The organism is Paraburkholderia madseniana (assembly GCF_009690905.1).
Taxonomy (GTDB): domain Bacteria; phylum Pseudomonadota; class Gammaproteobacteria; order Burkholderiales; family Burkholderiaceae; genus Paraburkholderia; species Paraburkholderia madseniana.
In genome coordinates, this window is the sequence record NZ_VOSW01000007.1 from 53529 (window position 1) to 77526 (window position 23998).

The following is a 23998-nucleotide window of genomic DNA, read 5'->3' on the forward strand; positions in this document are numbered from 1 at the left end:
CGCCGGCTTCCGGCGAATTTTCACGGTGCCACGGTGCTTTAAGCCGTTGCTCCTTTCCCGCGCGTTCGATCATGCCCCAGCCGGCCGCCAATAGTCTGCGCCGCACGCTGCTGCGGCGCCTCGCTGCTCCCCTTTCGCTGCTCGCATTGATGAGCGGCCTGATCGCTTACTGGCTGGCGTGGCAATACACGCAGCACGTGGTCGACCGCTCGCTCGCCGATCTCGCCACCGCGATCTCCAAACAGATCCAGATTGCCGGCCCTGATGCCAAGGTGACGGTGCCGCCGCTCGCGCAGGCCATGTTCTCCGATCCGGTCGAACAACTCGTTTATCGGATCAGCAACGGCGAAACCGAGATCGCCGGCGACCATAATCTTCCGCTGCAAGGCACCAGCGTACGGCGCATGCACTATGCGTACGTCTTCGAAACGCAACACGAAGGCGTGACGGTGCGCGTGGCCCAGGTACGCGTCGACCAGCCGACCGGCAATCCGATCGTCGTCGAAGTGGGCCAACCGGTGCATCACCGTTTTCGCATCGCCGCCGAGTTTCTGGTCGCGATCATGATGCCGCTACTGTTGCTGCTGCTGGCGGGCTGGGTGATCGTGTGGCGGGTCGTCAATCAGCAGCTCAATCCGCTCACCGATCTCGCGGACTCGCTGAACCGGCAGACCCACACGTCGCTCGAACCCGTGGACGAGACCTATGTGCCGGTTGAGATCCGGCCGCTTACCGGCGCGTTGAATGCGCTGCTCGATCGTCTGAAAACCGCCCTCGACGGCCAGCGCAAATTTATCGCCGACGCCGCGCATCAGTTGCGCACGCCGCTCACCGCCGTCAAGCTGCACGCGGAGCAGGCCGCGGTCGCGCGTGACCCGCAGCAAACGCTCGCCGCGGTCCGTGAACTGCGCGCGGCGGCTGACCGCGCCGTGCGGCTGTCGAATCAGTTGCTTTCACTGGCCCGCGCGGAGCCGGGCGAACAGGCGGCACGTTTCGTCAACGTGGACATGGCCGCACTCGCTTTCGATACGGGTGCGGAATGGGTGCCGCGTGCGTTGACTTTTCACGTCGACCTCGGCTTCCAGCGCCTCGACGATCCGGGCAACGATCATCCGCTGATGGCGCGCGGCAATCCCGTGCTGCTGCACGAAGTGATCGCCAATCTGCTCGATAACGCGCTCAAGTACGTGCCGCCTTCACGCTTCGATGGCGGTCGCATCACCGTGACGGTGTCGCAAACCGTGATCGACGATCTGCGCATGGCCGAGATCGTCGTCGAAGACAACGGGCCGGGCGTGCCGCTCACGCAGCAAGCCGACCTGTTCAAACGGTTCTTCCGCGGCGACGGTCAGAGCGACGCCGGTGTGGATAGCGGCGCCGGTCTCGGTCTCGCAATCGTTCACGACATCATGGTGCTGCATCACGGCAGCGTGCATTACGAAGATGCGCCGGAAGGCGGTGCGCGCTTTATTGTGCGTATTCCGCTGATACCGATCAGCGTTCAGCACGGCGTCGATCCCGAAGTGCGGCGTCCGGCAAAAAAATCGGCGCACTCGGCGCCGATCGATATGTGACTCTGCAGTGCGTCAATGTACTGCCACGGGTTGCCTTGAGTTCACTTACGTTCAACTCAGGCAGCCCGCGTTTCATTTCTTCTTCGCTTTTTTCGCGGACGTCTTCGCCTTCTTCACCGTCTTGACCGTTTTGTCGGACCTGGAAGCGCCCTTCTCTTTCTCCGCCGGCGCCAGCATCGTGCCGCGGCACTTGCGCGCCCCGCAGCGGCATTCGTATTCCTTCTTGAGCTTCTTGGTCTGGCGCGCGTCGATGACGAGGCCGTAGTCGTAAAAGACTTCCTCACCCTCGGCGATGTCGCGCAGCGCGTGCACGTACACGTGACCGTCGATCTCTTCGGCTTCACAGTTCGGCGCGCACGAATGGTTGATCCAGCGCGCGCTGTTGCCGTCCACTTTGCCGTCGATCACCTTGCCGCTGTCGAGCGCGAAATAGAACGTGTGATTCGGTTCGTCCGGATTGTGCGGATGACGGCGCAACGCTTCTTTCCAGGAGATCCGCTCACCCTTGTATTCGATCAGCCGTTCGCCGGCCGCAATCGGCTCGATGGCAAACACGCCTTTGCCGTGCACACCCGAACGGCGCACGGCGATCCTGCGTGAACTCATTGAATGAATCCTTGTGAAGAACTAGGGGTGAAGATCCGGCAGCCGTCAGAAATGCACGCGTCTAACGCGCTGCTTTTTCCGACGCGGATAGCAAACGCGGCGCCTTGCGAGCGCCGCGTCGACCTGCGACGCTCATGCGCCACATCCGGCATCCTACACGCTCAAGACGGCTTCGTTCAACCGTCAATAAGACGTGCGCGCGCAAGGCGCGTTGGCAGCTTCACCGTTGTCCAAACGAAATCTCGCCGAACAGGGCTTTTTGGTCGCGCGGTTGCGAACGCCAGTACTGCGGCGGCGCTTCGACCGTCGCGCCGAGTTGCGCGGCGGCATGCCACGGCCAACGCGGGTTGTAGAGCAACGCGCGGGCCATTGCGATCAGATCGGCATCGCCTTCTTCGATGAGTTGCTCGGCATGCAGCGGATCGGTAATCAGGCCCACGCCGATGGTTGTCAGGCCGGTTGCCCGTTTGACGGCCCTCGCGAAAGGAATCTGATAGCCCGGCTCAAGTGGAATCTTCTGCAATGGCGAAACACCGCCGGACGACACGTCGATCCAGTCGCAGCCGCGCTTTTTCAATTCCTGCGCGAACGCGATCGTGTCCTCGAGCGCCCAGCCGCCTTCGACCCAGTCAGTCGCCGAGACGCGCACGCCAACCGGTTTGTCGGCGGGAAACGCGGCGCGCACGATGTCAAAAATTTCGAGCGGAAAGCGCATACGGTTTTCGAGCGAACCGCCGTAATCGTCGCTGCGCTGATTGGCGATCGGCGACAGAAACTGGTGCAGCAGATAGCCATGTGCCGCGTGCACTTCCAGGGCGTCGATGCCGAGACGCGCGGCGCGCCGCGCGGAGGCCGCGAACGCTTCGCGAATCCGGTTCAGTGCGGGCGTGTCGAGAGCAAGCGGCGGCTCTTCACCCGCCTTGTGCGGCAACGCCGACGGCGCATGTGGCAGCCAGCCACCTTGCGACACCGGAATCAGTTGCCCGCCTTCCCAGGGCACATGGCTCGACGCCTTGCGCCCTGCATGCGACAACTGCATGGCGACGCGAATCGGCGAATGCTTGCGGATCGCGGCCAGAACCGGCTTCAGGGCGGCTTCGGTAGCGTCGTCCCACAGCCCGAGATCGCCCGGCGTGATGCGGCCATCCGGTTCGACGGAGGTCGCCTCGATGCACACCATGCTGGCGCCGGATAACGCGAGACTGCCGAGATGGATCATGTGCCATGCCGTCGCCTCGCCACGTTCGGCGGAATACTGGCACATCGGGGAGACAACGATACGATTGGGAAGCGTCACGCTACGCAGCGTGAGCGGGGAAAAAAGCGCGCTCATGGATTACGCCCAGTAGAAACCCGAGAGCGATCGAGCATAGCACCGCGGATGATTGTCTGCAGGCACGCGCAGATCAGGGTTTCGGCCCGACCTGATCGAGCCACTCACCGAACATCCGGCGCGCGGCGACTTCCAGCGCCGGACCGAACTGCGCGGTCTCGGCCCGCAACTGCCGCGCGTCGATGCCGTGGCCGGCGATCTCACCGGCATTGCCGATCAGCCAGGGTTCGAACCGGTCAGCGCGAATCTCCGGATGACATTGCAGGCCCAGCACATGGCCGCCCCAGGCGAACGCCTGGTTTTCGCAGGCAGGCGTCGAGGCGAGACGTGTGGCGTTGTCGGGCAGGTCGAAGGTGTCGCCGTGCCAGTGCAGCATCGACGTGTGGGCGCCGTCCAGATGACGCACCGGCGACGCACGGCCCGCATCGGTGAGCGTAAGCGGTGTCCAGCCGAGTTCGGTATGGCCCGCGGGGTAGACGCGTGCACCGAGCGCACGCGCGATCAATTGCGCGCCAAGGCAGATGCCGAGCGTCGGCAAACCGGCGGCGATGCGCTTTTCGATCATGGAGAGCAACGGGACGAGCGTCGGGTAAAGCGCGTCGTCAGTTGCACTGATCGGGCCGCCGAGTACGACCATGAGCGATGCGGCAAACGGGTCCGGCGCTTCGATACGGGCAACGCCGACGTCGAGATAGCGCACCGGGCGCCCCCGTTCGCCGAGCTCCAGCTCAAGACTGCCCAGATCCTCGAAGTGCACGTGGCGAATGGCCAGAACTTCCCGATTCATCAGCCTGTCCCACCTTCAGGTTGCCTAAAGACTTGCCGCTACACGGCGCGAACCGGCCGGCGGACGGCAATCGCCGCCCGCCGGAACACGGCTTCGCAGTGTAGCGGATTGTCCCAGGAGAAGCCGCCTTATTGGGCGAAGATCTTCCAGGTCTTCTTTTGGGTAGCGACGTCGGCCACTTCGTACACCGAGCAATCGAGACGCAGATCCGTGTCCGACATCTTCATGTCGAGCAGCGCGCAGTGATGCGGCGTCTTCTTCGGATTCTTGCTCGGCTCGAAGTGCGAGCAGCTCAGGCACATGCGGTGCGGCGGAATCGTGCCTTGCGCTTCCAACTGATGGATGGTCTTGAGCAGGGTGCGATAGAACAGCGTCTGTTCTTCCTCACGCAGCGTGCCGACCGCTTTGGCCAGGAAGTCCGGCCATTGCGCAGCGCGCTTCGCGGCCGTGCGGCCACGCGCCGTCAGCCGGACCGCGAGGGCGCGGCCGTCGTCGAGTGCGCGGCGCTTTTCGACCAGGCCTTTGGTCTCGAGCGTGCTCACGGCATCGCTGGTGGTCGCGGCGGTCAGGGCCGTTTCGCGGGCAATTTCGCCAAGACGCATCGGCCCCTTGCGTTGCATCAGCAAGACCAGGATTTCGCCCTGGGTCGGCGTAAGGCCTGCGCCTTCCGCCCATTCCCAAGCCTGGCTCCGCATGGCCGTGCTCAATCGCAATAGGCTGTGGGTCACTCGCCCGGTTGCCTGTTCTCCGTATACGCCTTCGCTCATAATCTTCGTTTGGTTTATTAAGCTTGCGAGCGATGTCGGCGAACCGCTGCCGAACACGCCCGTAGCCTGTGTGGGGTGGCCTCGCCCTAAAGCAGACGAGACGGTTTCTACTATCTCAAAAATTTACCGCCTTGCAAGCCAAAGGCAGATGAAACGACATTCTATGCGAGACCGGCCAATCGTACAGCTAAGTTATCCAACGCAAGCTGTGGATAACCATGGGAAAACACAGGGGATGGCCTGTGTGCCAATTCTTGATAAGCAGCTTGCCCCCTCTTTCCTTACTAAAGTTGTCCTCGTTTACCGCCATCGATGCGCCTCGGATCAGCCCAGTTATGGTTTACGTAGCACTTTGACTTTTCAGGGAATTATTCAGTTGTCCACAGGCAGATGCAATGCTTGTTAACTACTACTACGTTTGTATACGTAAATTTTAGAAAAACCTGAAGGCCCGCGAGCTGGAAATTTATTTACGAAAAAAAACCCGCACGAGGCGGGTCTTCCTTACGGTTTAACGTAAGCAATCCTCTATCTGGCTAGGCTCGCCACTGCAGACACTGCTGTCTGACAGCTTCATGCAAGGACTTTTCCTGCTCGAAAACGCCCCGCAGCCACGTCGCGTCGTTGACCTGACCGCGCGCAATCGCACCGATTTCGGCGAGCGCGTTGCCCGAACCCAATGCTTCGGCGTGCGGTGCAATCAGATCCAGCGTTTCGAGGATGTCTTCGGAAATCGTCTTGCGTTCGCTCGTTTGCGGATTGATGCAGTTGCCGGCCAGACCGAAGCGGCATGCTTCGAAGCGGTTGAACGTGTAGACGAGGTAATCGTCTTCCTTCGGCGTGATCGGCTTGTCGAGCAGCAGATGCCGGGCAAGCGTCTGGATGTAGCAGGCAATCGCCGCGGCGCGATCCACCGAAAACGGCGTATCCATCACGCGTACTTCGATCGTGCCGAAACCGGGCTTCGGCCGGATGTCCCAGTAAAAATCCTTCATGCTGTTGACCACGCCGGTGTGGACCATCTTCGAGAAATATTCCTCGAAGCTATCCCACGTCAACACGAAGGGCGCACGGCCCGACAGCGGGAACGCGAACACGGAATTCAGTCGTGCCGAATGAAAACCGGTGTCGACGCCCTGCACGAACGGCGACGAAGCGGACAACGCGATGAAATGCGGGATGAAGCGCGACATCGAATGCAGCAGATACAGCGCGCTGTTCGGATCCGGACAGCCGATGTGCACGTGCTGGCCGAACACCGTGAACTGCTTGGCAAGATAACCGTACAACTCGGAAAGATACTGAAAGCGTGGCGTATCGACGATTTGCCTTTCACTCCATTGCTGGAATGCGTGCGTGCCGCCGCCGCACAAGCCGACGTTCAGACGGTCGGCCGCCGACACCAGCGTGTCGCGGATCGTGCGCAAATCGGTGACGGCCTGTTCATGCGTCGTGCAGATACCGGTCGACAGCTCGATCATGCTTTCGGTGATTTCCGGCGTGATGTTGCCGGGAATTTTTTCGTCCTTGATGAGGCGCATCAGATCCGAGCCGGCTTTGGTCAGATCATAGTCGTGCGTATTGACGATCTGCATCTCGAGTTCGACACCGAATGTGAACGGTTTCGAATCGATGAAGGGTTCGAGTGACATGGCGTCCCCAGAGTCAGGTCGGCCGATGTGTGTCACATGTCTGTGTCACACACCCGGCCGTTTTTGAATCGAATAAGTTGGATAAAGCGCGCAAATCAGGCGCGTAAAGCATTGGACAGCGCATCGGACAGCGGCGTGCCCTTACCGTGCGCTTACTCTTCGCGCCGTTCAGCCACCAGCGCCAGGCTGCGATACACGAGCCACGGCCCGAGAATCTGCAGCACGAAAATTGAACACATCACGATCGCGCGCAGTTGCGGATCGAAATTCGGATAAAGGTTGTAGGTATCGTCGACGAGCAGGTACGCAAGCGCCGACATGGGCGATAACGACAAACCGAGCGCCATGCCCTGCTTCCAGTTCAAGCCACTCGGCTTGGCGAAGGCCATCACGCCCACCAGTTTCGCGACCAGACGCGCAACAATCAGACCCAGCGCCGCGACACCGCCAAGCGCGATGTCTTTCCATTCGAACGAAGTGAGCGTCAGCACGAACAGAATCACGGTCAACAACCAGCCGGCCGTGCCGAAATGTTCCGGCCACAACTGCGGACGCGCTTCAAGATTCTTCACGATGATGCCCGCGGCCAGCAACGCGAGAATGGTGGAAAGCTTGAACACATGCGCCACCGCAATGGCCAGCAGCACGAGGCCGAACAGCGCGACGAACGAATGCTCGTCCTGCATGTTCAGACGACGGTAAAAAAACGTGCAGGTGCGCGCCAGCAGATAGGCCAGCACGAGCGAGCCGACCAGCAAATAAAGCGGCTGCAGAATCGTGGCGTAGACGTTGCCGTAAACCTCCTGATGCAACCAGCTCGAGACCAGTTTTTCGATCACCACCGCGTACATGCTGTTCAGCGCGGTAAGGGTCAACAACCGTTGCGTGACCTGGCCTTCCGCGCGCAGCTCGGTTTTGAGCTGGATCACCATTGCCGGCGAAGTCGCCATGGCAATCGCGGCGAGCACCGTTGCCACCATCAGCGGCACCTTCAGGAACAACAAAACCGGCAAAACCAGTGCGAACGTCAGCGTGGCTTCCGCGACGCTCGACAGAATCAGCCAGGGATTGCGGCGAATCCAGCGCAAATCGAGCCGGCTGCCCAGTTCGAATAACAACAAACCGAGCGCTACGTCGAGCAAAGGCCGCGCGGCGCTCGCGGAATCAGCGTCGATCACGCCGAAACCGGCTGCGCCGGCTACCAGGCCAATGACCGCATACCCGGAAATGCGCGGCAAACGCCATGCGCGGTAGCACAGTTCACCGCACAGACCCGCGGCGAGCAATGCAAGACCAGCCCAAAAAATGGCGTCGGGTGTGAGTGGCCATGCTGGAAAAAATGAAAACGCCGACTTCATCGTAATGGGTTCTCCTTGGCAGCAACGGCAGACAACACGAACCGGCGCAAACACCGGCGAGCGGATGAACGCATGAGGCGCTCACTGTCGCGATCGCTTCGCGTGACCCGCGTTGCGAGTTTTCAACGATCGGATGATCTGAATGTGCCGCAGCCGCAAGGGGCGCAGCGCATTCTGGGGGCGGCCGTAGCTACCGGCCCGGCACGGTGAAAGAACGCCGTCGACTTTGAATCAGATTCTGATTGCGCGGCACCGTTCCATTGCAGCGTGTGCGGCCAGCGGCGAGGCACGACGCGGAAAAGAACGGCGATTGTGCCATAGCTTTTTCAGACTTGACCGAAAAGACAGGAACATGCAGGCAAAACGGTAAAAACGTACGTTATCTTCGCGAGATGAGGAAAAAGCGACCGTTTTAAAACCGGGTCGGGCTCTCATAGCGTACAGATTCGACGTTGCAGATGTGTTTCCTGGCACACGGCCGGCGGCGTTTTCCTTCAACTTTCGACGCTTCGGGCTCAACGATTGCGCTCGATCTCGGGACGGCCTTTCTGTTTACAGGTTTACCGTATGTATACGTAGTAACAGTTAACAAGGTGACTCGTTTTCTGTGGATAACTCCGGTTTACCGAATTGATTCATCGGCTTGCCGCTCGCATAACAGGATGCACAGCGTGTGCGGCAGCGGAGGGTATACAAGGGTAACTTTTCGCGATTTTCGGCCGCGGCAAAGTTACCCCGTTTACGTCCACAACGGTTCCACATGAGTTGCGCCGGTAAACGGCGCGGTTATCCACAAGTTTCAGTGGATAACTTTTCCTGGCGCCGATGTTCGGTGCGCGCGGTTAACTACGGGTTAACTCACCGTACCCTGGCGCAACGCACGCAAGAGGAAGCGGGCAGGATCGATGTCTTCGGCCAAATCCCGTTCGAGCGGCCACGGTTCACCTTCGATCTGCGAGGCGATCAGCTCCGCTCCAAGTGCCGCCCATACCAGACCGCGAGAACCGTACGCGAACCCGCCGTACAAGCCGTCGACGCGTGGCAGATCGAGCGGCCATGCGCCACGCAGGCGCTGGGCATCGCGGGCCGAGGCGGCTTCGTCGGCGAAGTTGCCGATCATCGGCATCCGGTCGCTCGTGACGCAGCGAAACGCGACGCGCCCGGCGAGCTTCACCGCCTCTGCCGGGTCGACGATGCCGTCAAAGGCCGGCAGCATCTGCGCAACGCGCTCGAGGTTTTCCAGATGGCCATCCGGTCGCAACGCGGTGTCGGGGTCGTCGAGTTCGTAGGTGGCGCCGGTCAGCGTGACGCCGTCGGCGAGCGGGACCGCGTAGCCTTCGCCTATAACCGGCATCTCGAGTGTGAGCACCGTGCCCGGCGGCAGCAAAGTCAACTGGCCGCGGATGCTGCGGGTCGGCGCGTACTGCAAACCGGCGAGCCGCGCGGCGTCGTGCGCGCTCGCGACAATGACCACCGGCGCGCGCGCGATGGCTTGCCCAGTTGCGTCGAAGACGGTCCATTGATTGCCGGACCGTTCGAGGCGCGCCACGTCTACTCCGAAGCGGCGTTCGAGCAGCCCGCCCGCGGCTGCGCACTGCGCGGTGCAAAGCGACGCCGGGTCGATCCAGCCGCCTTGGGGGAAAAGCCAGCCGCTTCGCGCGAGCGGCATGCCCGCAAGCCTTTGCGCCTCGTTCAGCGAAACGGGCGTCACATATTCCGCCGGGTAACCGAACGCGGCGATTGCCTCGCTCATCGAGCGGGCTTCTTCGTCGTCCGCGGCGATCTGCAACAGCCCTGGCGCGCCGCGCAATGGACGGTAACCAAGCCGTTCGAGCGCGGCCCAGCGTCTGAGCGTGTAGAGAAAGCCCGCGCGCGTGACGCGCGAAGCGACGCTGTCGTTGCGCGAGATCATGGGATGGAACACGCCGGCCGGATTACCCGAGGCGTCCTGAGCCACCGACGCGTGCCGCTCCAGCGACGTGACGCGCCAGCCGCGTGCGGCCAGCCGCTCGATCGCCGCGCAACCCGCGAGGCCGGTGCCGATTACGATCGCATGCCGCTCATCGACTTCAAGTGGCGCGGGCGGCTCATAGCGGCGGACACGCCAGCGCGGCGCGAAATGGCCGACCAGCATCGCGCGTTTCCAGCCGAAACCATCGACTTTTTGGTACACAAAGCCGTTTTGCGTCAACGCGCGCTTGATGTCGCCGGCACTGCTGTAGGTTGCGAATGTGGCGTTCTCGCCGGCCATCCGGGCGAGCGCCTTGAAGATCGCCGGCGTCCACATTTCTGGGTTTCTTGCCGGGGCGAAGCCGTCGAGATAGAACGCATCGGCGCGCAGCCTCAACGCCGGCAGGCTCTCCGCGGCGTCAGCGAACACCAGTGTCAACGTGATTCGCCCACCCTCGAATTCGAGCCGGTGCGTGCCGGGGACGAGCATCGGCCATTCAGTTGCCAGCGTTTCCGCGAGCGCGGCGATCTCGGGATTCGAGATCGTCGTCGCATAGACGCTGCGCAAATCGGCTTGAGTAAACGGATGCTTCTCGGTCGACACGAAGTGCAAGCGCTCGCAGCGCGCCGGATCGGCACGCCAGGCGGCCCAGGTCATCAGGAAGTTGATCCCCATGCCGAAGCCGGTTTCGAGCACGGTGAAGACGCGGCGGTCCTGCCATCGCTGCGGCAGTCCATTGCCGCGGAGAAAGACGTATTCAGCCTGTTCGAGACCGCCGACAGCGCTGTGATAGATGTCGTCGTAGAACGGCGAAAAAGGCGTGCCGTTGTCGCGAAAAGCGAGGACGGCGGGGATCAGCGGATCGGTCATGCGCGGCGGAAATGACGCTCGAAAGAGCGAGTCAGACGTTACCGCCAGCGCGCGCAGCTCGCCGGGCGGCGAAAAAGACGCGCTGCAACGTTGGCAAAAACCAACGCTAAGCCCCGTCCATACTGGGTTTCAGCCTTCAATTGGGCTCTGCGAGGAGGAAAAAGGAGGGTTTCCCCTCGATATCTGCCCCAGAACCGCTTAAATCTTCGAAACCCTTATCCTGATTGGGTTTGCGCTGCGCTATCATAGCAAGCGCCGCGAAGGGAGCGGCAGCACGGCCGACGGGCAGTCACTGCCCGGCGCTAATTGTCCGGAGGGGATCCGGAGCCGCAGCTGCTCGACGGCGCGGCCCGCGCACGTATAATCGGCGCGTTCGCGCTGTTCGTGTCAACCTAAACTCAGAAAGGAACCTTAATGAACAAACAGGAACTGATCGACGCCGTCGCAGGACAGACCGGCGCCAGCAAGGCTCAAACCGGTGAGACGCTGGACACGTTGCTTGAAGTGATCAAGAAGTCTGTGTCGAAGGGTGACGCGGTCCAGTTGATCGGCTTTGGCAGCTTCGGTTCGGGCAAGCGCGCAGCACGTACGGGTCGTAACCCCAAGACCGGTGAAACTATCAAGATCCCGGCCGCCAAGACCGTCAAGTTCACGGCTGGTAAGGCGTTCAAGGACGCAGTCAACAAGCGCTAAGCAGATTACTGCCTGGCAGTTGACACCCGCCAACGGCGGGTTTTTTTTCGTCTGCGATTTCTGTTTAGCCGCGACGGGCGTCGCGGCTAAACAATCAGCACCAGGCGGAAAGGCCGCTCGAGCTTAATCGTGGCGATGCACGATTTCGCCGTGGCCATGACCGTCGTGGTCGTGATCATGGTGATCGTGGTCATGATCATGGTCGTCTTCGTCGAAGTCCCATGCCGGGAACGGATCGGCGAATTGTTGCCACGCTTGCGGTCCCGCCGCGTATTCCTCATCGGTTACAAGGCACGCGTCGAACTTGGCTTGCCAGACAGCCGGGTCGATGCCGACGCCGATCATCACCAGTTCCTGGCGGCGATCGCCGATGCTCAGATCGTCCGGATCGCCGTACCAGTCGGCGGCAATTTCGGCGGCCAGTTCGTCATCACCGTCCGGCCATTCGCTGCGATCCTGCGCGGCCCACCACATCCCCGCCGGACCATGCCGGCAAGCACCACCCGCCTGCGACAGCGAACCGGCGATGTCGTTACGCGTTGCGAGCCAGAAGAAGCCCTTGCTGCGCAAGACGCCCTTCCACTCCTGGTGCAGCAACGCCCACAGGCGCTCAGGGTGAAACGGCCGCCGTGCGCGGAAAATGAAATTGCCGATGCCGAATTCGTCTGCTTCGCCGTGATGGGCATGGCCGTGTTCATGGTCGTGCCCATGTTCGTCGTTAAGCGACGCCAGCCAGCCCGGTGCGCTCGATGCCTCATCGAAATCGAAGCGCCCGGTGTTCAGCACTTCGGCCAGCGGTACCTCGCCGAAACGGCTCACCACCTGCACTGCACGCGGATTGATGCGGGCGAGGATGCGCTGCAAACGCGTGAGTTCATCCGCGCTCACCAGATCGGCCTTGTTCACCACCAGCACGTCGCAGAATTCAATCTGCTCGATCAGCAATTCGACCAGCGTCCGATCGTCCTCTTCGGTTGCCGCGATGCCCCGCTCGGAGAGTGCGTCGGATGAACCGTAGTCGCGCAGGAAGTTGAACGCATCGACCACCGTCACCATCGTATCGAGCTGTGCAACGTCGGACAGCGACGCGCCGTCGTCGTCGACGAAGGTGAACGTTTCAGCGATCGGCATCGGCTCGGCTACGCCCGTCGACTCGATCAGGATCGCATCGAAGCGCTTCTCACCTGCAAGCCGCTTGATCTCGACCAGCAAGTCGTCACGCAACGTGCAGCAGATGCAGCCGTTCGACAGTTCGACGAGCTGCTCTTCGACATGCGAGAGCGCGGCGGCGTCGCGCACGAGCGTGGCATCGATATTGACGGCGGCCAGATCGTTGACGATCACGGCGACGCGCAAACCGGCGCGATTCGCGAGGATGTGGTTCAGGAGCGTGGTCTTGCCGGCGCCCAGAAAACCGGAGAGCACGGTGACGGGCAATAGCGGCTGGTTCATCGCAGTACGGTAAAACAAGAGGATTGGAAGGCGTGCCGGGTTGGGGTCGCATGACTCCGGGGCCGGAAGACGGCCGAACACCGACGGCAGCACGAAGCCGCATTGTGCATCAAACGGGGAGCGGCCGCGTGACGGGCCGGATCGGGACGCGCGTGAGTCAGCGTGCAGCAGCCGGCATCAGATTCCACTTGCGCAGGATCGCGGCGATCTGCATAGCATACTTATCACGCAGTGCCGGCGTCTCGGAGTGATACGCGCCGACTGCCTGCCAGGTATTGCCGTACTTGTTCATCTGGCGGCGCAGATGCCACGCCGCGATGTAGACGTTCTTGCAAGGCTCCATCAGCGTGCCTTGCGAGATGCCGTATTGCGCGAGTACGGGCAGATGGATCGAATTGATCTGCATCACGCCATAGTCGGTCGAGCCGTTGGCGTTCTTATGCTGCGCGTCCGGCCGATTGTGTGACTCCTGCCACGCAATTGCGCGCAGAATCAAGGGGTTGACCTTCTGATACTTCGCCGCTTCGTCAAAGCAATCGGCGCGTGCCTGCCCTGCTGCGATCAGCACGGCAAGTCCTGCGGCGACGGTGACGAAGGTTCGTTTCATCAGTCAAGACGACTAAACAAATCGCAAGGGTAAGATTTGGTAAGGTCATACATCGGCCATACTTCAGTCTCTGGCAGCCGGTGAGGCGTACTGGCCGGGCTTTCGTCGGCCATCGGGGAAAACCCGCGTTGGCAAGTCACAACCAGTACCTCGAACGGCTCGTATCATACCGACAGAGTTACAAGCGTCAAGTTGGCTAACCGACATAATCAAGCGTAAAACGAAGCGCTTCTGCGGTTCGGCGCACACAAGCTCGTTTGCTTTCAATTGTTTGACAGTCTGCGACGGTCTTTAGAGTAATCGCACGGAGCCGTTCGTTTTGTGACAAATCCGACATGAAAAACTGTTACTGTTTCTTTTTTTCGGACATTGGATGTCCGGCGTCCAGGGCGTTGATTGCCTGTGAAGCCGGCTGGCAGACCGACAGGGCGGCGGCCTGCTCAAATGTTCGCACTGCATGACCGTTGGCGGCTGTGGCCGTCGGCATCGATCCTACATTCCATGAGAAGAAATCGTATGGCATTGCGTCGCGTCGCAACGGCGCTGCTGGTGGCTGGATTGATCACCGCGCAGACAGCACAGGCACAGGTGACACTCAACTTCGTGAACGCCGATATCGACCAGGTGGCCAAGGCGATCGGCGCGGCGACCGGCAAAACGATCATCGTCGACCCACGCGTGAAGGGTCAGCTCAACCTCGTGTCGGAAAATGCAGTGCCTGAAGATCAGGCGCTCAAGACCTTGCAATCCGCTTTGCGGATGCAGGGCTTCGCGCTGGTCCAGGACCACGGTGTGCTGAAGGTCGTACCCGAGGCAGATGCCAAGCTGCAAGGCGTGCCGACCTACGTCGGCAATACGCCGGTGGCGCGAGGCGACCAGGTGGTCACGCAGGTGTTCGTGCTGAAGAACGAGTCGGCCAATAACCTGTTGCCGGTGTTGCGTCCGCTGATCTCGCCGAACAATACTGTGGCGGCCTACCCGGCCAACAACTCGATTGTCGTGACCGATTACGCCGACAACGTGCGGCGTATCGCGCAGATCATCGCGGGTGTCGATACGGCCGCCGGCCAGTCGGTAGCGGTCGTGCAATTGAGGAACGCCAACGCGATCGACATCGCCACGCAGTTGACCAAGATGCTCGACCCCGGCGCGATCGGCAGCACCGACGCGACGCTGAAGGTGTCGATCACCGCGGACCCGCGCACCAACTCGCTGCTGATTCGCGCGTCGAACGGCGGCCGGCTCGCGGCCGCGAAGCAACTGGCGAAGGAACTCGACTCGCCGACCACCATGCCCGGCAACATGCACGTCGTGGCGCTGCGCAACGCTGACGCGACCAAGCTCGCGAAGACCTTGCGCGGGATGCTCGGTAAAGGCGGCGACACCGGCTCATCGGGTGGCTCGAACGAAGCCAATTCGTTCAACCAGAACGGCGGTGGTGGAGGTGGCTTCGGCAGCAATTCGACGGGCACGTCGGGTACGCCGCCGCTGCCGTCGGGCGGACTCAACAGCAGCTCGGGAGCGTCACCATTGGGCGGTGGCGGGGGCGGATACGGTTCGAGCGGCGGTTCGGGTTCAGCCGGCCTGCTCGGCGGCGACAAGGACAAGAGCGACGACAATCAGCCGGGCGGCATGATCCAGGCGGACTCTGCGACCAACTCGCTGATCATCACGGCGGCTGAGCCGGTGTACCGCAACCTGCGAGCGGTGATCGACCAGCTCGACGCGCGGCGCGCGCAGGTCTATATCGAGGCGCTGATCGTCGAGTTGAACTCGAACACGAACGCCAACCTCGGCATTCAGTGGCAGGTCGCGAACAATTCGATCTTTGCCGGCACCAACCTGGCGACCGGCACCGGCAACAGCATCATCAATCTGACGGCTGCGGCCGCAGCGACGGGCGCTACCGGCGGTCTCGCCGGGGCGCTCGCAACCCAGAATATCCAGCAGGGCCTCAACGTCGGCTGGATTCACAACATTTTCGGTGTGCAGGGACTCGGCGCGCTGTTGCAGGCACTTTCGCAGACGCAGGATGCGAACGTGCTGTCGACGCCTAACCTCATCACGCTCGATAACGAAGAAGCCAAAATCGTCGTCGGCACGAACGTGCCGATCCAGACGGGTTCGTATTCGAACCTCACGAGCGGCACTACCAGCAACGCATTCAATACGTTCGACCGCGTCGATGTCGGCCTGACGCTGCACATCAAACCGCAGATTACCGAGGGCGGGATTCTCAAGCTGCAGCTCTACACGGAAGACTCGGCGATCGTGAACGGCACGACCAACGCGGCGACCAATCCGGCTGGGCCGGAGTTCACCAAGCGTTCGATCCAGTCGACGGTCCTCGCCGATAACGGCGAAATCATCGTGCTGGGCGGCCTGATGCAGGACAACTACCAGGTCAGCAACAGCAAGGTGCCGCTGCTGGGCGATATTCCGTGGCTTGGCCAGTTGTTCCGTTCGGAACAGAAGACCCGCGCCAAGACCAACCTGATGGTGTTTCTGCGCCCCGTGATCATCACCGATCGCGATACCGCGCAGGCCGTGACGTCGAACCGTTACGACTACGTCCAGGGCGTGACAGGTGCGTACAAGTCGGACAACAACCTGATCAAGGACAAGGACGATCCGGTGGTTCCGCCGATGCCGATCGGCCCGAGCCAAGGCGGTTCGCCTGCGATGAATCTGTTCGATCTCGACAGGATGCGTCGTCAGCAGATGGCGCCGCCGCCGGTCACGAATGGTGGCGCTGTGCAGACGAATCCGGTCACGAATGGCGGTGCTGTGCAGACGAATCCGGTACCGACGGCACCGTCCACGGCGTCGCCTGGAGTGCAGCCGTGAGCACGCCGTCCACGCCGCCGTCAGCTCCGGGATCGTCCGCAGCGGCGCGCGTCGCTGCATCGACGCAAGCCGGGGCGATTGCGCCCGCTGTCGTGGCGGAGCATGCCGAACGCATCGCACCGTCGGCGGTCGCCGCACGGCTCGTGCCCTACGGCTTCGCCCGAGGCGGCCAGATTCTGGTCGCGCATCAGCACGCCGATAGTCTCGAAGTCTGGATCAGCGAACGCACCAGCGATGCTGCGCTTGCCGAAGTCGCACGCAACTTCGGCGCGTTGTCCGTGGTGCGTGTGCCGGCCGACGAACTTGCGCTCGCGATCAACCAGGCTTACGCGCGCCAGGACGGCAGCGCGGCGCAGGTGGTCGGCGAAGTGGAAGGCGAAGTCGATCTGTCGCGTTTGATGCAGGACATTCCCGAGATCGAGGATCTGCTCGAGTCGGAAGACGACGCGCCGATCATCCGCATGATCAACGCGCTGCTTACGCAAGCGGCGCGCGAACAGGCCTCGGATATTCACATCGAGCCGTTCGAGACGTCATCGGTGGTGCGCTTCCGTGTCGACGGTACGTTGCGCGATGTCGTGCGGCCGAAAAAAGCGCTGCACGGCGCGCTGATCTCGCGGATCAAGATCATGGCGCAGCTCGACATTGCGGAAAAGCGTCTGCCGCAGGACGGCCGGATCACGCTGCGTGTCGGCGGACGTCCGGTCGACGTGCGTGTCTCCACATTGCCGACCGGCCACGGTGAACGCGCGGTGCTGCGTCTGCTGGAAAAAGACGCCTCACGCCTGAATCTCGAAGCGCTCGGCATGGCCCCCGACACGCTCGTCAAGTTCGACAAACTGATCGGCAAACCGCACGGCATCGTGCTGGTGACCGGCCCGACCGGCTCGGGCAAGACGACCACGCTGTACGCGTCGATGTCGCGGCTCGAGACCGCGACCACCAACATCATGACGGTCGAAGACCCGATCGAATACGACCTCTCAGGCATCGGCCAGACGCAGGTCAACGAACGGATCGGCATGACCTTCGCGCGGGCGCTGCGCTCGATTCTGCGGCAGGATCCGGACGTCATCATGATTGGCGAAATCCGCGACCTGGAAACCGCGCAGATCGCGGTGCAGGCGTCGCTGACGGGTCACCTTGTGCTGGCGACGTTGCACACGAACGATGCGGCATCCGCAGTGACCCGTTTGACCGACATGGGCGTTGAACCCTATCTGCTGGCGTCATCGCTGCTCGGCGTGCTGGCGCAGCGGCTGGTGCGGCGCCTGTGCCCGGTATGCCGCGAAGAACGCGTCGAAGAGGATGGCAGCGTGCGCTGGCATCCGGTCGGTTGCGAGAAATGCGGCCAGTCGGGTTACGCGGGACGTCGCGGTGTCTACGAACTGCTTCTGATTGACGACGAAATCCGCACGCTGGTTCACCGCAATGCATCCGATGCGGAAATTCTCACTTCGGGCCGCGCGCAAGGCATGCGTACGCTGCGCGAAGATTCGGACCGCTGGCTCGCCTCCGGGCTGACGTCGCTCGAAGAAGTGATCCGCGTAACGGGCGGAGCATAAGCGCATGCCGGCATTTCGTTTCGAAGCGATCGATGCGGCGGGCAAAGCGCAAAAAGGTGTGCTCGACGCGGACAGCGCGCGCGGCGCACGGACCAATCTGCGTTCGCAGGGACTGACGCCACTCGTCGTCGAACCGGCTGCGACGCGCACACGTGGTGAGCGCAATCAACGCTTGTCGCTGGGACGGCGTTTGTCGCAGCGCGAGCAGGCGATTCTCACGCGGCAACTGGCCAGCCTGCTGATTGCCGGCTTGCCGCTCGATGAAGCGTTATCGGTGTTGACCGAGCAATCGGAGCGCGACTACATCCGCGAGCTGATGGCGTCGATTCGCGCCGAAGTGCTCGGCGGCCATTCGCTCGCGAACGCGCTGACGCAGCATCCCAAAGACTTCCCCGAGATCTATCGGGCGCTGGTGGCTGCCGGTGAACATACCGGCAAGCTCGGTCTCGTCCTCTCGCGTCTGGCCGACTACATCGAGCAACGCAACGCGCTCAAGCAGAAGATCGTGCTCGCGTTCACCTACCCGGCGATCGTGACCCTCATCGCCTTCGGCATCGTCACGTTCCTGTTGAGCTACGTGGTGCCGCAAGTGGTGAACGTGTTCGCCAGCACCAAACAGCAACTGCCGATCCTCACCATCATGATGATGGCGCTGTCCGGTTTCGTGCGGCACTGGTGGTGGGCGATGCTGATCGGCGTGGTCGTGCTGGTGTATCTGGTGCGTTCGATCCTGAAACAGCCCGGCCCGCGCCTCGCTTTCGACCGGTGGCTGTTGACCGCCCCGCTGCTCGGCAAACTCGTGCGCGGCTACAACACCGTGCGCTTTGCCAGCACGCTCGGCATTCTGACGGCGGCGGGTGTGCCGATCCTGCGCGCGCTGCAAGCCGCAGCCGAAACGCTCAGCAACGTCGCGATGCGCGAGAACATCGACGATGCGATCGTGCGTGTGCGCGAAGGCACGTCCTTATCGCGTGCGCTCGGCAATACGAAGACCTTTCCGCCCGTGCTGGTTCACCTGATCCGTTCGGGTGAAGCGACCGGCGACGTGACGACCATGCTCGATCGTGCGGCCGACGGCGAAGCACGTGAGCTGGAGCGTCGCACGATGTTCCTGACGAGCCTGCTCGAGCCGTTACTGATTCTGGCGATGGGGGGCGTGGTGCTGGTGATCGTGCTGGCGGTGATGCTGCCGATCATCGAGTTGAACAACCTGGTGCAGTAAGGCTGAAGCCAGGCAGAACGCCTGGGTCAGCGCACGTAGATGGTTGGACCTGGCGCGTTGGCCGGCAGGAACACTTCGGAATGCGCGCCGTTGCGGTCGATGATGATCGAGCGGGCGCGGACTTCGGAGAGTTTGGCGCCTTGCATGAGCGCGCTGCCGAGCGATACCGCATGCGGCGGTTCGCCACCGACGCTGACGATGGCTGCGGCCCCTTCCTGCAAAGCGAGGATGCCGAACAGATGCACGTCCTGGTTGGCGCTGCGGGTGAGCTGGCCGCCGAACAGCGTGGCAGCCTGATCGGTCGACACCTGCGTATGCGCGGCGGCGGCGGGCAACGGCGCGCCGGATGTCGTGGAGATCGTGATGACCCAGTAGGTCAGCGTCGCGCAGAACACGGCGAACAGTGCGAGCGACAGAAGGCGGATTTGGATAGCGTTCATGCGCATATTGTACGGACTATTGTGAAAATTGCGTTGGGGTGCCTGGCGGTTTGTCGCAACCCTTCAAGAACATGACATTAAAATGACCGGCCGGGCGTGTTCAATGGCACCTTGATTGCCTGACGCGCGAATCCGCCCGATCGAAATTTCACCTGAAAAGAGGTAGCAAGCTATGCAACTGTCGACCCTTCGCCGTCATGAAATCGCGGGTCCGCGCAGCCGTCGTCAACGCGGTTTCACGCTGATTGAAATCATGGTCGTGATCGCGATTCTGGGTATTCTGGCCGCGCTGATCGTGCCGAAAATCATGAGCCGTCCGGATGAAGCGCGGCGTGTCGCCGCCAAGCAGGACATCGGCACCGTGATGCAGGCGTTGAAACTCTACCGTCTCGACAACGGCCGTTATCCGACTCAGGAGCAAGGCCTGCGCGCGCTGATCGAAAAGCCGAGCACGGATCCGGCGCCGAACAACTGGAAGGACGGCGGCTACCTCGAACGTCTGCCGAACGATCCGTGGGGCAATAGCTATCAGTATTTGAACCCCGGCGTGCATGGCGAGATCGATGTGTTCAGCTATGGCGCCGATGGGAAAGCGGGAGGCGAAGGCAACGACGCCGACGTAGGGTCGTGGCAGTAGTCGAGTAGTTCATCGTTCGTGGCCGGCACTATGCGACTGTCCGCTTGCAAGTCCCGTGTGGACACTCCGTGTACGGCGTCGCTGCCGGACACGGAGTGCGCCGGCGCGTGCGTGCGTGGCGCACGTGAATTCAGTGCAGGCGGCCGGAAGCGCGCGGCGGGTTTCACGCTGCTGGAAATGATGGTGGTGCTGGTGATCGCGGGCATTCTGGTATCGCTGACCGCGCTGACCATGACGCGCAACCCGCGCACCGATCTGAACGAAGAAGCGCAGCGTCTCGCGCTGCTGTTCGAATCGGCCGGCGACGAGGCCCAGGTGCGCGCACGGCCGATCGCATGGCAACCGCTCGATGGCGGCTTCCGCTTCGATCTGCGTACCGAAGACGGCTGGCGTCCGTTGCGTGACGACCTGCTTGGGCCGCGCAACTGGGAAGGCGGTGTGACCGGCGTCACGATTGACTACCCGGGATCGGACTCGCACCCGAGCCGTGTCGTGTTCGGCACTGAAGCGATCGACGTGCCCGTGCAGATCACGCTGTTTTCGGCGGCGGGGCGCGCGACGATCATCGGCACCGGCAATGGCCGCTATGAGGTGCACTGAGATGCGTCGTTGCAGGGACAGGGGCGCTCGCGAGATGGTCCACGGCGCGCAGCGCGGTTTTACGATGATCGAAGTGCTGGTGGCGCTGGCGATCATCGCGATTGCGTTGGCGGCGTCGTTGCGCGCGGTGGGAAGTCTGGCGAGCGGCGAAGCCGATTTGCATCGACGGCTGCTGGCGGGATGGAGCGCCGACAATACGCTGGCGCAACTGCATTTGACGCATGGCTGGCCGAACGTTGGCTCGACGAGTTTTGACTGTTCGCAGGGCAATTTGGAGTTGATCTGTACCGAGCATGTAACGGCGACGCCGAATCCGGTGTTTCGTCGGGTGGAAGTGATGGTGACGACGCCGGGGCGTTCCGGCAATCTCGCCCAGATGGTCACGGTGGTTGCGAATGAAAACAACCGTTCGCTCTGAGCGCCGCGGCCGATCGGGCGCGCGTGGTTTCACGCTGATCGAGTTGCTGGTCGCGATTGCGATCATGGCGGTGATTGCCGTGCTGTCGTGGCGCGGGCTGGACCAGATCATTCGTGGCCGGGAGACGATCACGAACGCGATGGAAGACGAGCGCGTCTTTGCGCAACTGTTCGACCAGATGCGGATCGACGTGCGGCAGGCCGCGTCGGATGATGAGTCTGGACAGGCGGCCGTATCGGTTAGTGGCAACGTGCTGCAGATCGTACGGGAGATGGTATTGCCGGGGACGGCGCCGCGGTTGCAGGTGGTGAGGTATCGCGTGTCCGAGGGGCGCGTGGTGCGATATGCATCGCCGCCGCTGGGGAACGTGGGCGAGTTGCGGGGTGCGCTGCGCGGTGGTGAGGGGAATGGCTGGACGGCGGTGCCTTTGATGGGGGGCGTCGGGGCTATTTCTGCTCGGCTGTATGTGCCGAAGGTTGGCTGGACCACGCAGATGAAGGATGTGCAGAGTGCGATTACGGAGAACGATAATAATTTGAAGGTGCCCCAGTTGGGGAATGCGCCGCTGCCGCGGTCGGTGACTGGGCTGGAAGTGAGTGTGGGGGCTAAGTCGTTGGCGCGGCCTGTAACGCGGGTTTTTCTCGTCGGAGAATGAGATGAGGGGTTTTTTGTTGTCTCCGCGACGCTCTGGGTCTTCTGCTTTGTTGTTGTCTTCGCGACGCTCTGGGTTTGGGTGTGCGCGCGCGTGCCTTTCGGTTTTGTCTTCTTTGCCTGCCTGGCGGGTTTGTCTGCACGCTTGCGGTGTTGGCCTTTCCTTGATTTGCTTTTGGTCTATTAGCGTTCCCCCTGTGCGGGGGGGCACCTACTTTTCTTTGCCGCCGCAAAGAAAAGTAGGCAAAAGAAAGCGGCTCAAACCGCTAATGCTAAGTGGGCACCGTAGCCTGCAACAGGTAGTGGTGCATCTGGAATCTGTGTTCGTGCACCTACTCGCGCTAGTGACAAGGGCGTCATACCTCCCGTCTCGCACGACGTGCTCGCCGGAAGAGCACCTCAACAAACCAGTGGTCCACTTGGTCCCACCCCACTCGCAATTGCCGCCGTCCACTTCGGTCGCGCGTGCAACGCGCGATCAACTAGTCAGGCGTATCGCCGAGGCGAAGCCGACGGCTCCCGCGACGCGTGAGCCCGCCCCCTGGTTTTCAGACCGACTCTTCGGCGCGCGTAGCGCCGCCGGAAGTATGACGCCCTTGTCACTGACGCCGAATGTGAGAGAACACAGATTCCACGGAGCCACTAGCGGTTCTGAGCTACGGTTCCCGCTTAGCAGTAGCGGTTTGAGCTGCTTTCTTTTGCCTACTTTTCTTTGCAGCCGGCAAAGAAAAGTAGGTGCCGCCCCGCACAGGGGCAACGCTAATAGACCACTAACAAAACAAGGAAAGGCCAACACCGCAAGCGCACAGACAAAAGCGCAAAGCAGGCAAAAAAGCCAATCAAAGCCCAACGCCGTAGGCAAACACCCAAGCGCCGCGCAGGCAAACCAACAAGGCGCAGCCATCATCAGTGCCCTACTAGTAGTCGCGCTATCAGCGATATTAGTATCGGGCATGCTCTGGCGCCAGCAAGTCCAAATCCGAAGGATCGAAAACCAACGCCTCCTCTCCCAGGCGCAATGGGTCGCCCGCGGCGCGCTGGACTGGACGCGTCTGATCCTCCGCTCCGAGGGCGACACCTCAGCAGGCATCACCTACCTGGGTGGCCTTTGGGGCGTCCCCATCGCCAAAACCCGCCTGTCGGATTTCCTTGGACAAATCGGCGAAGTCAGAGCCGAACAAGGCCAGGCAACCTATCTCTCAGGTTCAATCGAAGACGCCCAGGCGAAATTCAACCTCCGTAATCTGGTCTCGAGCCCCGCGCCGGGCGTCATGCAGATCAACACGGAGCAGATCGGCGCCTATCAGCGCCTGCTGGTATCCCTCGGCGTGAACAGCCAACTGGCAAAAAGCACCGCCGTGCAGATGCGCGCGAGCCTCGGTCAATCGGCGACACGCTTCCAAACCGTTACGTCCACTACCGGCGCGTCGACAGCTCCAATTACCGCGGGTGGCGGCGCCACGAGCGGCAGCTTCACCGACAAACCCGGTATGGAAGACGGCGACGACAACCCGGCCGTCGCGCCGCTGCAAATGACCAGCGTCGATTCGCTGTTGGATATCCCCGGCTATACGCCGGAAATGATCGCCCGCTTGCGGCCATTCGTCACCGTGCTGCCGACGGTGTCGGCGGTCAACATGAATACGGCCTCCGCCGAAGTGATCGCGGCGATCGTGCCGGGGATGAACCTGTCCGCCGCGCAAGCCTTCGTCGCGCGTCGGCAGACGGTGTTTTTCCATAACGTCAGCGATGTGCAACTCGCCTTGCGCGGCGCCGGCGTACAGTCGGTCTCGGTCGACCCGAGTGAAATGGACGTCAACACGAACTACTTTCTGATTCACGGCCGCGTGCAGCACGAACGCGCGGAAGTGGACCGCACGACCCTCGTCTATCGCGACGCATTGACTCACACTACGCGTATCGTGCGGGTACAAGACCAACTATGAATAACGCCTTTCCCAGAGAGAG

At 61.9% G+C, this 23998-nt stretch carries 20 protein-coding genes; 10 read left to right on the forward strand and 10 right to left on the reverse strand.

Features of this window, described 5'->3' with window-relative positions; translation table 11 throughout:
* Positions 1-71 precede the first annotated feature (71 nt).
* Positions 72-1574 (forward strand): sensor histidine kinase, encoded by a 1503-nt coding sequence (locus FSO04_RS05600; protein WP_154558743.1) that lies wholly within the window; start codon positions 72-74, stop codon positions 1572-1574.
* A gap of 72 nt (positions 1575-1646) precedes the next feature.
* On the opposite strand, the gene FSO04_RS05605 is transcribed toward FSO04_RS05600, so the two are convergent.
* The 7 genes from FSO04_RS05605 to mnmC form a co-directional block, all read right to left on the reverse strand.
* Positions 1647-2180 carry an SET domain-containing protein gene (locus tag FSO04_RS05605; RefSeq protein ID WP_154558744.1) on the reverse strand — a complete coding sequence of 178 codons (534 nt, stop codon included), beginning with the start codon at positions 2178-2180 and terminating at the stop codon, positions 1647-1649.
* A 220-nt stretch (positions 2181-2400) separates the two neighbouring features.
* Positions 2401-3513: an NADH:flavin oxidoreductase/NADH oxidase gene (locus FSO04_RS05610; RefSeq protein WP_154558745.1), complete on the reverse strand. Its 1113-nt coding sequence runs from the start codon at positions 3511-3513 to the stop codon at positions 2401-2403.
* Between the two features lie 73 nt (positions 3514-3586).
* Positions 3587-4300 carry a glutamine amidotransferase gene (locus FSO04_RS05615; protein ID WP_154558746.1) on the reverse strand — a complete coding sequence of 238 codons (714 nt, stop codon included), beginning with the start codon at positions 4298-4300 and terminating at the stop codon, positions 3587-3589.
* A gap of 128 nt (positions 4301-4428) precedes the next feature.
* On the reverse strand, positions 4429-5067 hold the full coding sequence (locus FSO04_RS05620; protein ID WP_154558747.1) for a MarR family winged helix-turn-helix transcriptional regulator: 639 nt from the start codon (positions 5065-5067) through the stop codon (positions 4429-4431).
* Positions 5068-5603: 536 nt separating this feature from the next.
* Positions 5604-6719: a YbdK family carboxylate-amine ligase gene (locus FSO04_RS05625; protein WP_097390782.1), complete on the reverse strand. Its 1116-nt coding sequence runs from the start codon at positions 6717-6719 to the stop codon at positions 5604-5606.
* Between the two features lie 152 nt (positions 6720-6871).
* Positions 6872-8077, reverse strand: a complete 1206-nt coding sequence (locus FSO04_RS05630) for a cation:proton antiporter (RefSeq protein ID WP_097390783.1) — start codon at positions 8075-8077, stop codon at positions 6872-6874.
* Between the two features lie 853 nt (positions 8078-8930).
* Positions 8931-10898 (reverse strand): bifunctional tRNA (5-methylaminomethyl-2-thiouridine)(34)-methyltransferase MnmC2/FAD-dependent 5-carboxymethylaminomethyl-2-thiouridine(34) oxidoreductase MnmC1, encoded by a 1968-nt coding sequence (gene mnmC, locus FSO04_RS05635; RefSeq protein WP_154558748.1) that lies wholly within the window; start codon positions 10896-10898, stop codon positions 8931-8933.
* A 414-nt stretch (positions 10899-11312) separates the two neighbouring features.
* Between mnmC and FSO04_RS05640 the strand changes: the two genes are divergently transcribed.
* Positions 11313-11591, forward strand: coding sequence for an HU family DNA-binding protein (locus tag FSO04_RS05640; protein ID WP_006050811.1), 279 nt, complete (start codon positions 11313-11315; stop codon positions 11589-11591).
* 123 nt (positions 11592-11714) lie between these two features.
* Here the strand turns inward: FSO04_RS05640 and FSO04_RS05645 are convergent, their stop codons facing one another.
* Both FSO04_RS05645 and FSO04_RS05650 read right to left on the reverse strand, forming a co-directional pair.
* Entirely contained in the window at positions 11715-13043 is a 1329-nt protein-coding gene (locus tag FSO04_RS05645) for a GTP-binding protein (RefSeq protein WP_154558749.1), read from the reverse strand.
* Positions 13044-13200: 157 nt separating this feature from the next.
* Positions 13201-13650, reverse strand: coding sequence for a lytic transglycosylase domain-containing protein (locus FSO04_RS05650; protein ID WP_093634514.1), 450 nt, complete (start codon positions 13648-13650; stop codon positions 13201-13203).
* Positions 13651-14166: 516 nt separating this feature from the next.
* Here FSO04_RS05650 and gspD point away from each other — a divergent pair.
* From gspD to gspF, 3 genes are read left to right on the forward strand one after another with little or no spacing between them, the layout of a single operon-like run.
* On the forward strand, positions 14167-16497 hold the full coding sequence (gspD, locus tag FSO04_RS05655) for a type II secretion system secretin GspD (RefSeq protein ID WP_154558750.1): 2331 nt from the start codon (positions 14167-14169) through the stop codon (positions 16495-16497).
* The gene (gene gspE, locus FSO04_RS05660; protein WP_168435573.1) at positions 16494-18062 is read left to right on the forward strand and encodes a type II secretion system ATPase GspE; all 1569 of its coding nucleotides are present in this window, start codon (positions 16494-16496) and stop codon (positions 18060-18062) included. Before gspD ends, gspE begins: the two co-directional genes overlap by 4 nt.
* Before the next feature lie 4 nt (positions 18063-18066).
* Positions 18067-19284: a type II secretion system inner membrane protein GspF gene (gspF, locus tag FSO04_RS05665; RefSeq protein WP_093634517.1), complete on the forward strand. Its 1218-nt coding sequence runs from the start codon at positions 18067-18069 to the stop codon at positions 19282-19284.
* A 26-nt stretch (positions 19285-19310) separates the two neighbouring features.
* Here gspF and FSO04_RS05670 read toward each other — a convergent pair whose 3' ends face one another.
* Positions 19311-19724 carry a type II secretion system protein N gene (locus tag FSO04_RS05670; protein WP_154558751.1) on the reverse strand — a complete coding sequence of 138 codons (414 nt, stop codon included), beginning with the start codon at positions 19722-19724 and terminating at the stop codon, positions 19311-19313.
* A gap of 172 nt (positions 19725-19896) precedes the next feature.
* On the opposite strand from FSO04_RS05670, the gene gspG reads away from it, so the two are divergent.
* The 5 genes from gspG (at position 19897) to gspK (ending at position 23976) form a co-directional block, all read left to right on the forward strand.
* Positions 19897-20361 carry a type II secretion system major pseudopilin GspG gene (gene gspG / locus FSO04_RS05675; RefSeq protein WP_154558752.1) on the forward strand — a complete coding sequence of 155 codons (465 nt, stop codon included), beginning with the start codon at positions 19897-19899 and terminating at the stop codon, positions 20359-20361.
* Between the two features lie 30 nt (positions 20362-20391).
* On the forward strand, positions 20392-20961 hold the full coding sequence (locus FSO04_RS05680; RefSeq protein WP_154558753.1) for a GspH/FimT family pseudopilin: 570 nt from the start codon (positions 20392-20394) through the stop codon (positions 20959-20961).
* A 1-nt stretch (position 20962) separates the two neighbouring features.
* Positions 20963-21379: a type II secretion system minor pseudopilin GspI gene (gene gspI / locus FSO04_RS05685; RefSeq protein WP_154558754.1), complete on the forward strand. Its 417-nt coding sequence runs from the start codon at positions 20963-20965 to the stop codon at positions 21377-21379.
* Positions 21357-22034, forward strand: a complete 678-nt coding sequence (locus FSO04_RS05690; protein ID WP_154558755.1) for a PulJ/GspJ family protein — start codon at positions 21357-21359, stop codon at positions 22032-22034. Before gspI ends, FSO04_RS05690 begins: the two co-directional genes overlap by 23 nt.
* A 679-nt stretch (positions 22035-22713) precedes the next feature.
* A complete protein-coding gene (gspK, locus tag FSO04_RS05695; protein WP_414693388.1) occupies positions 22714-23976 on the forward strand; it encodes a type II secretion system minor pseudopilin GspK in 1263 nt (420 codons plus the stop codon).
* The last annotated feature ends 22 nt before the right edge of the window (positions 23977-23998 follow it).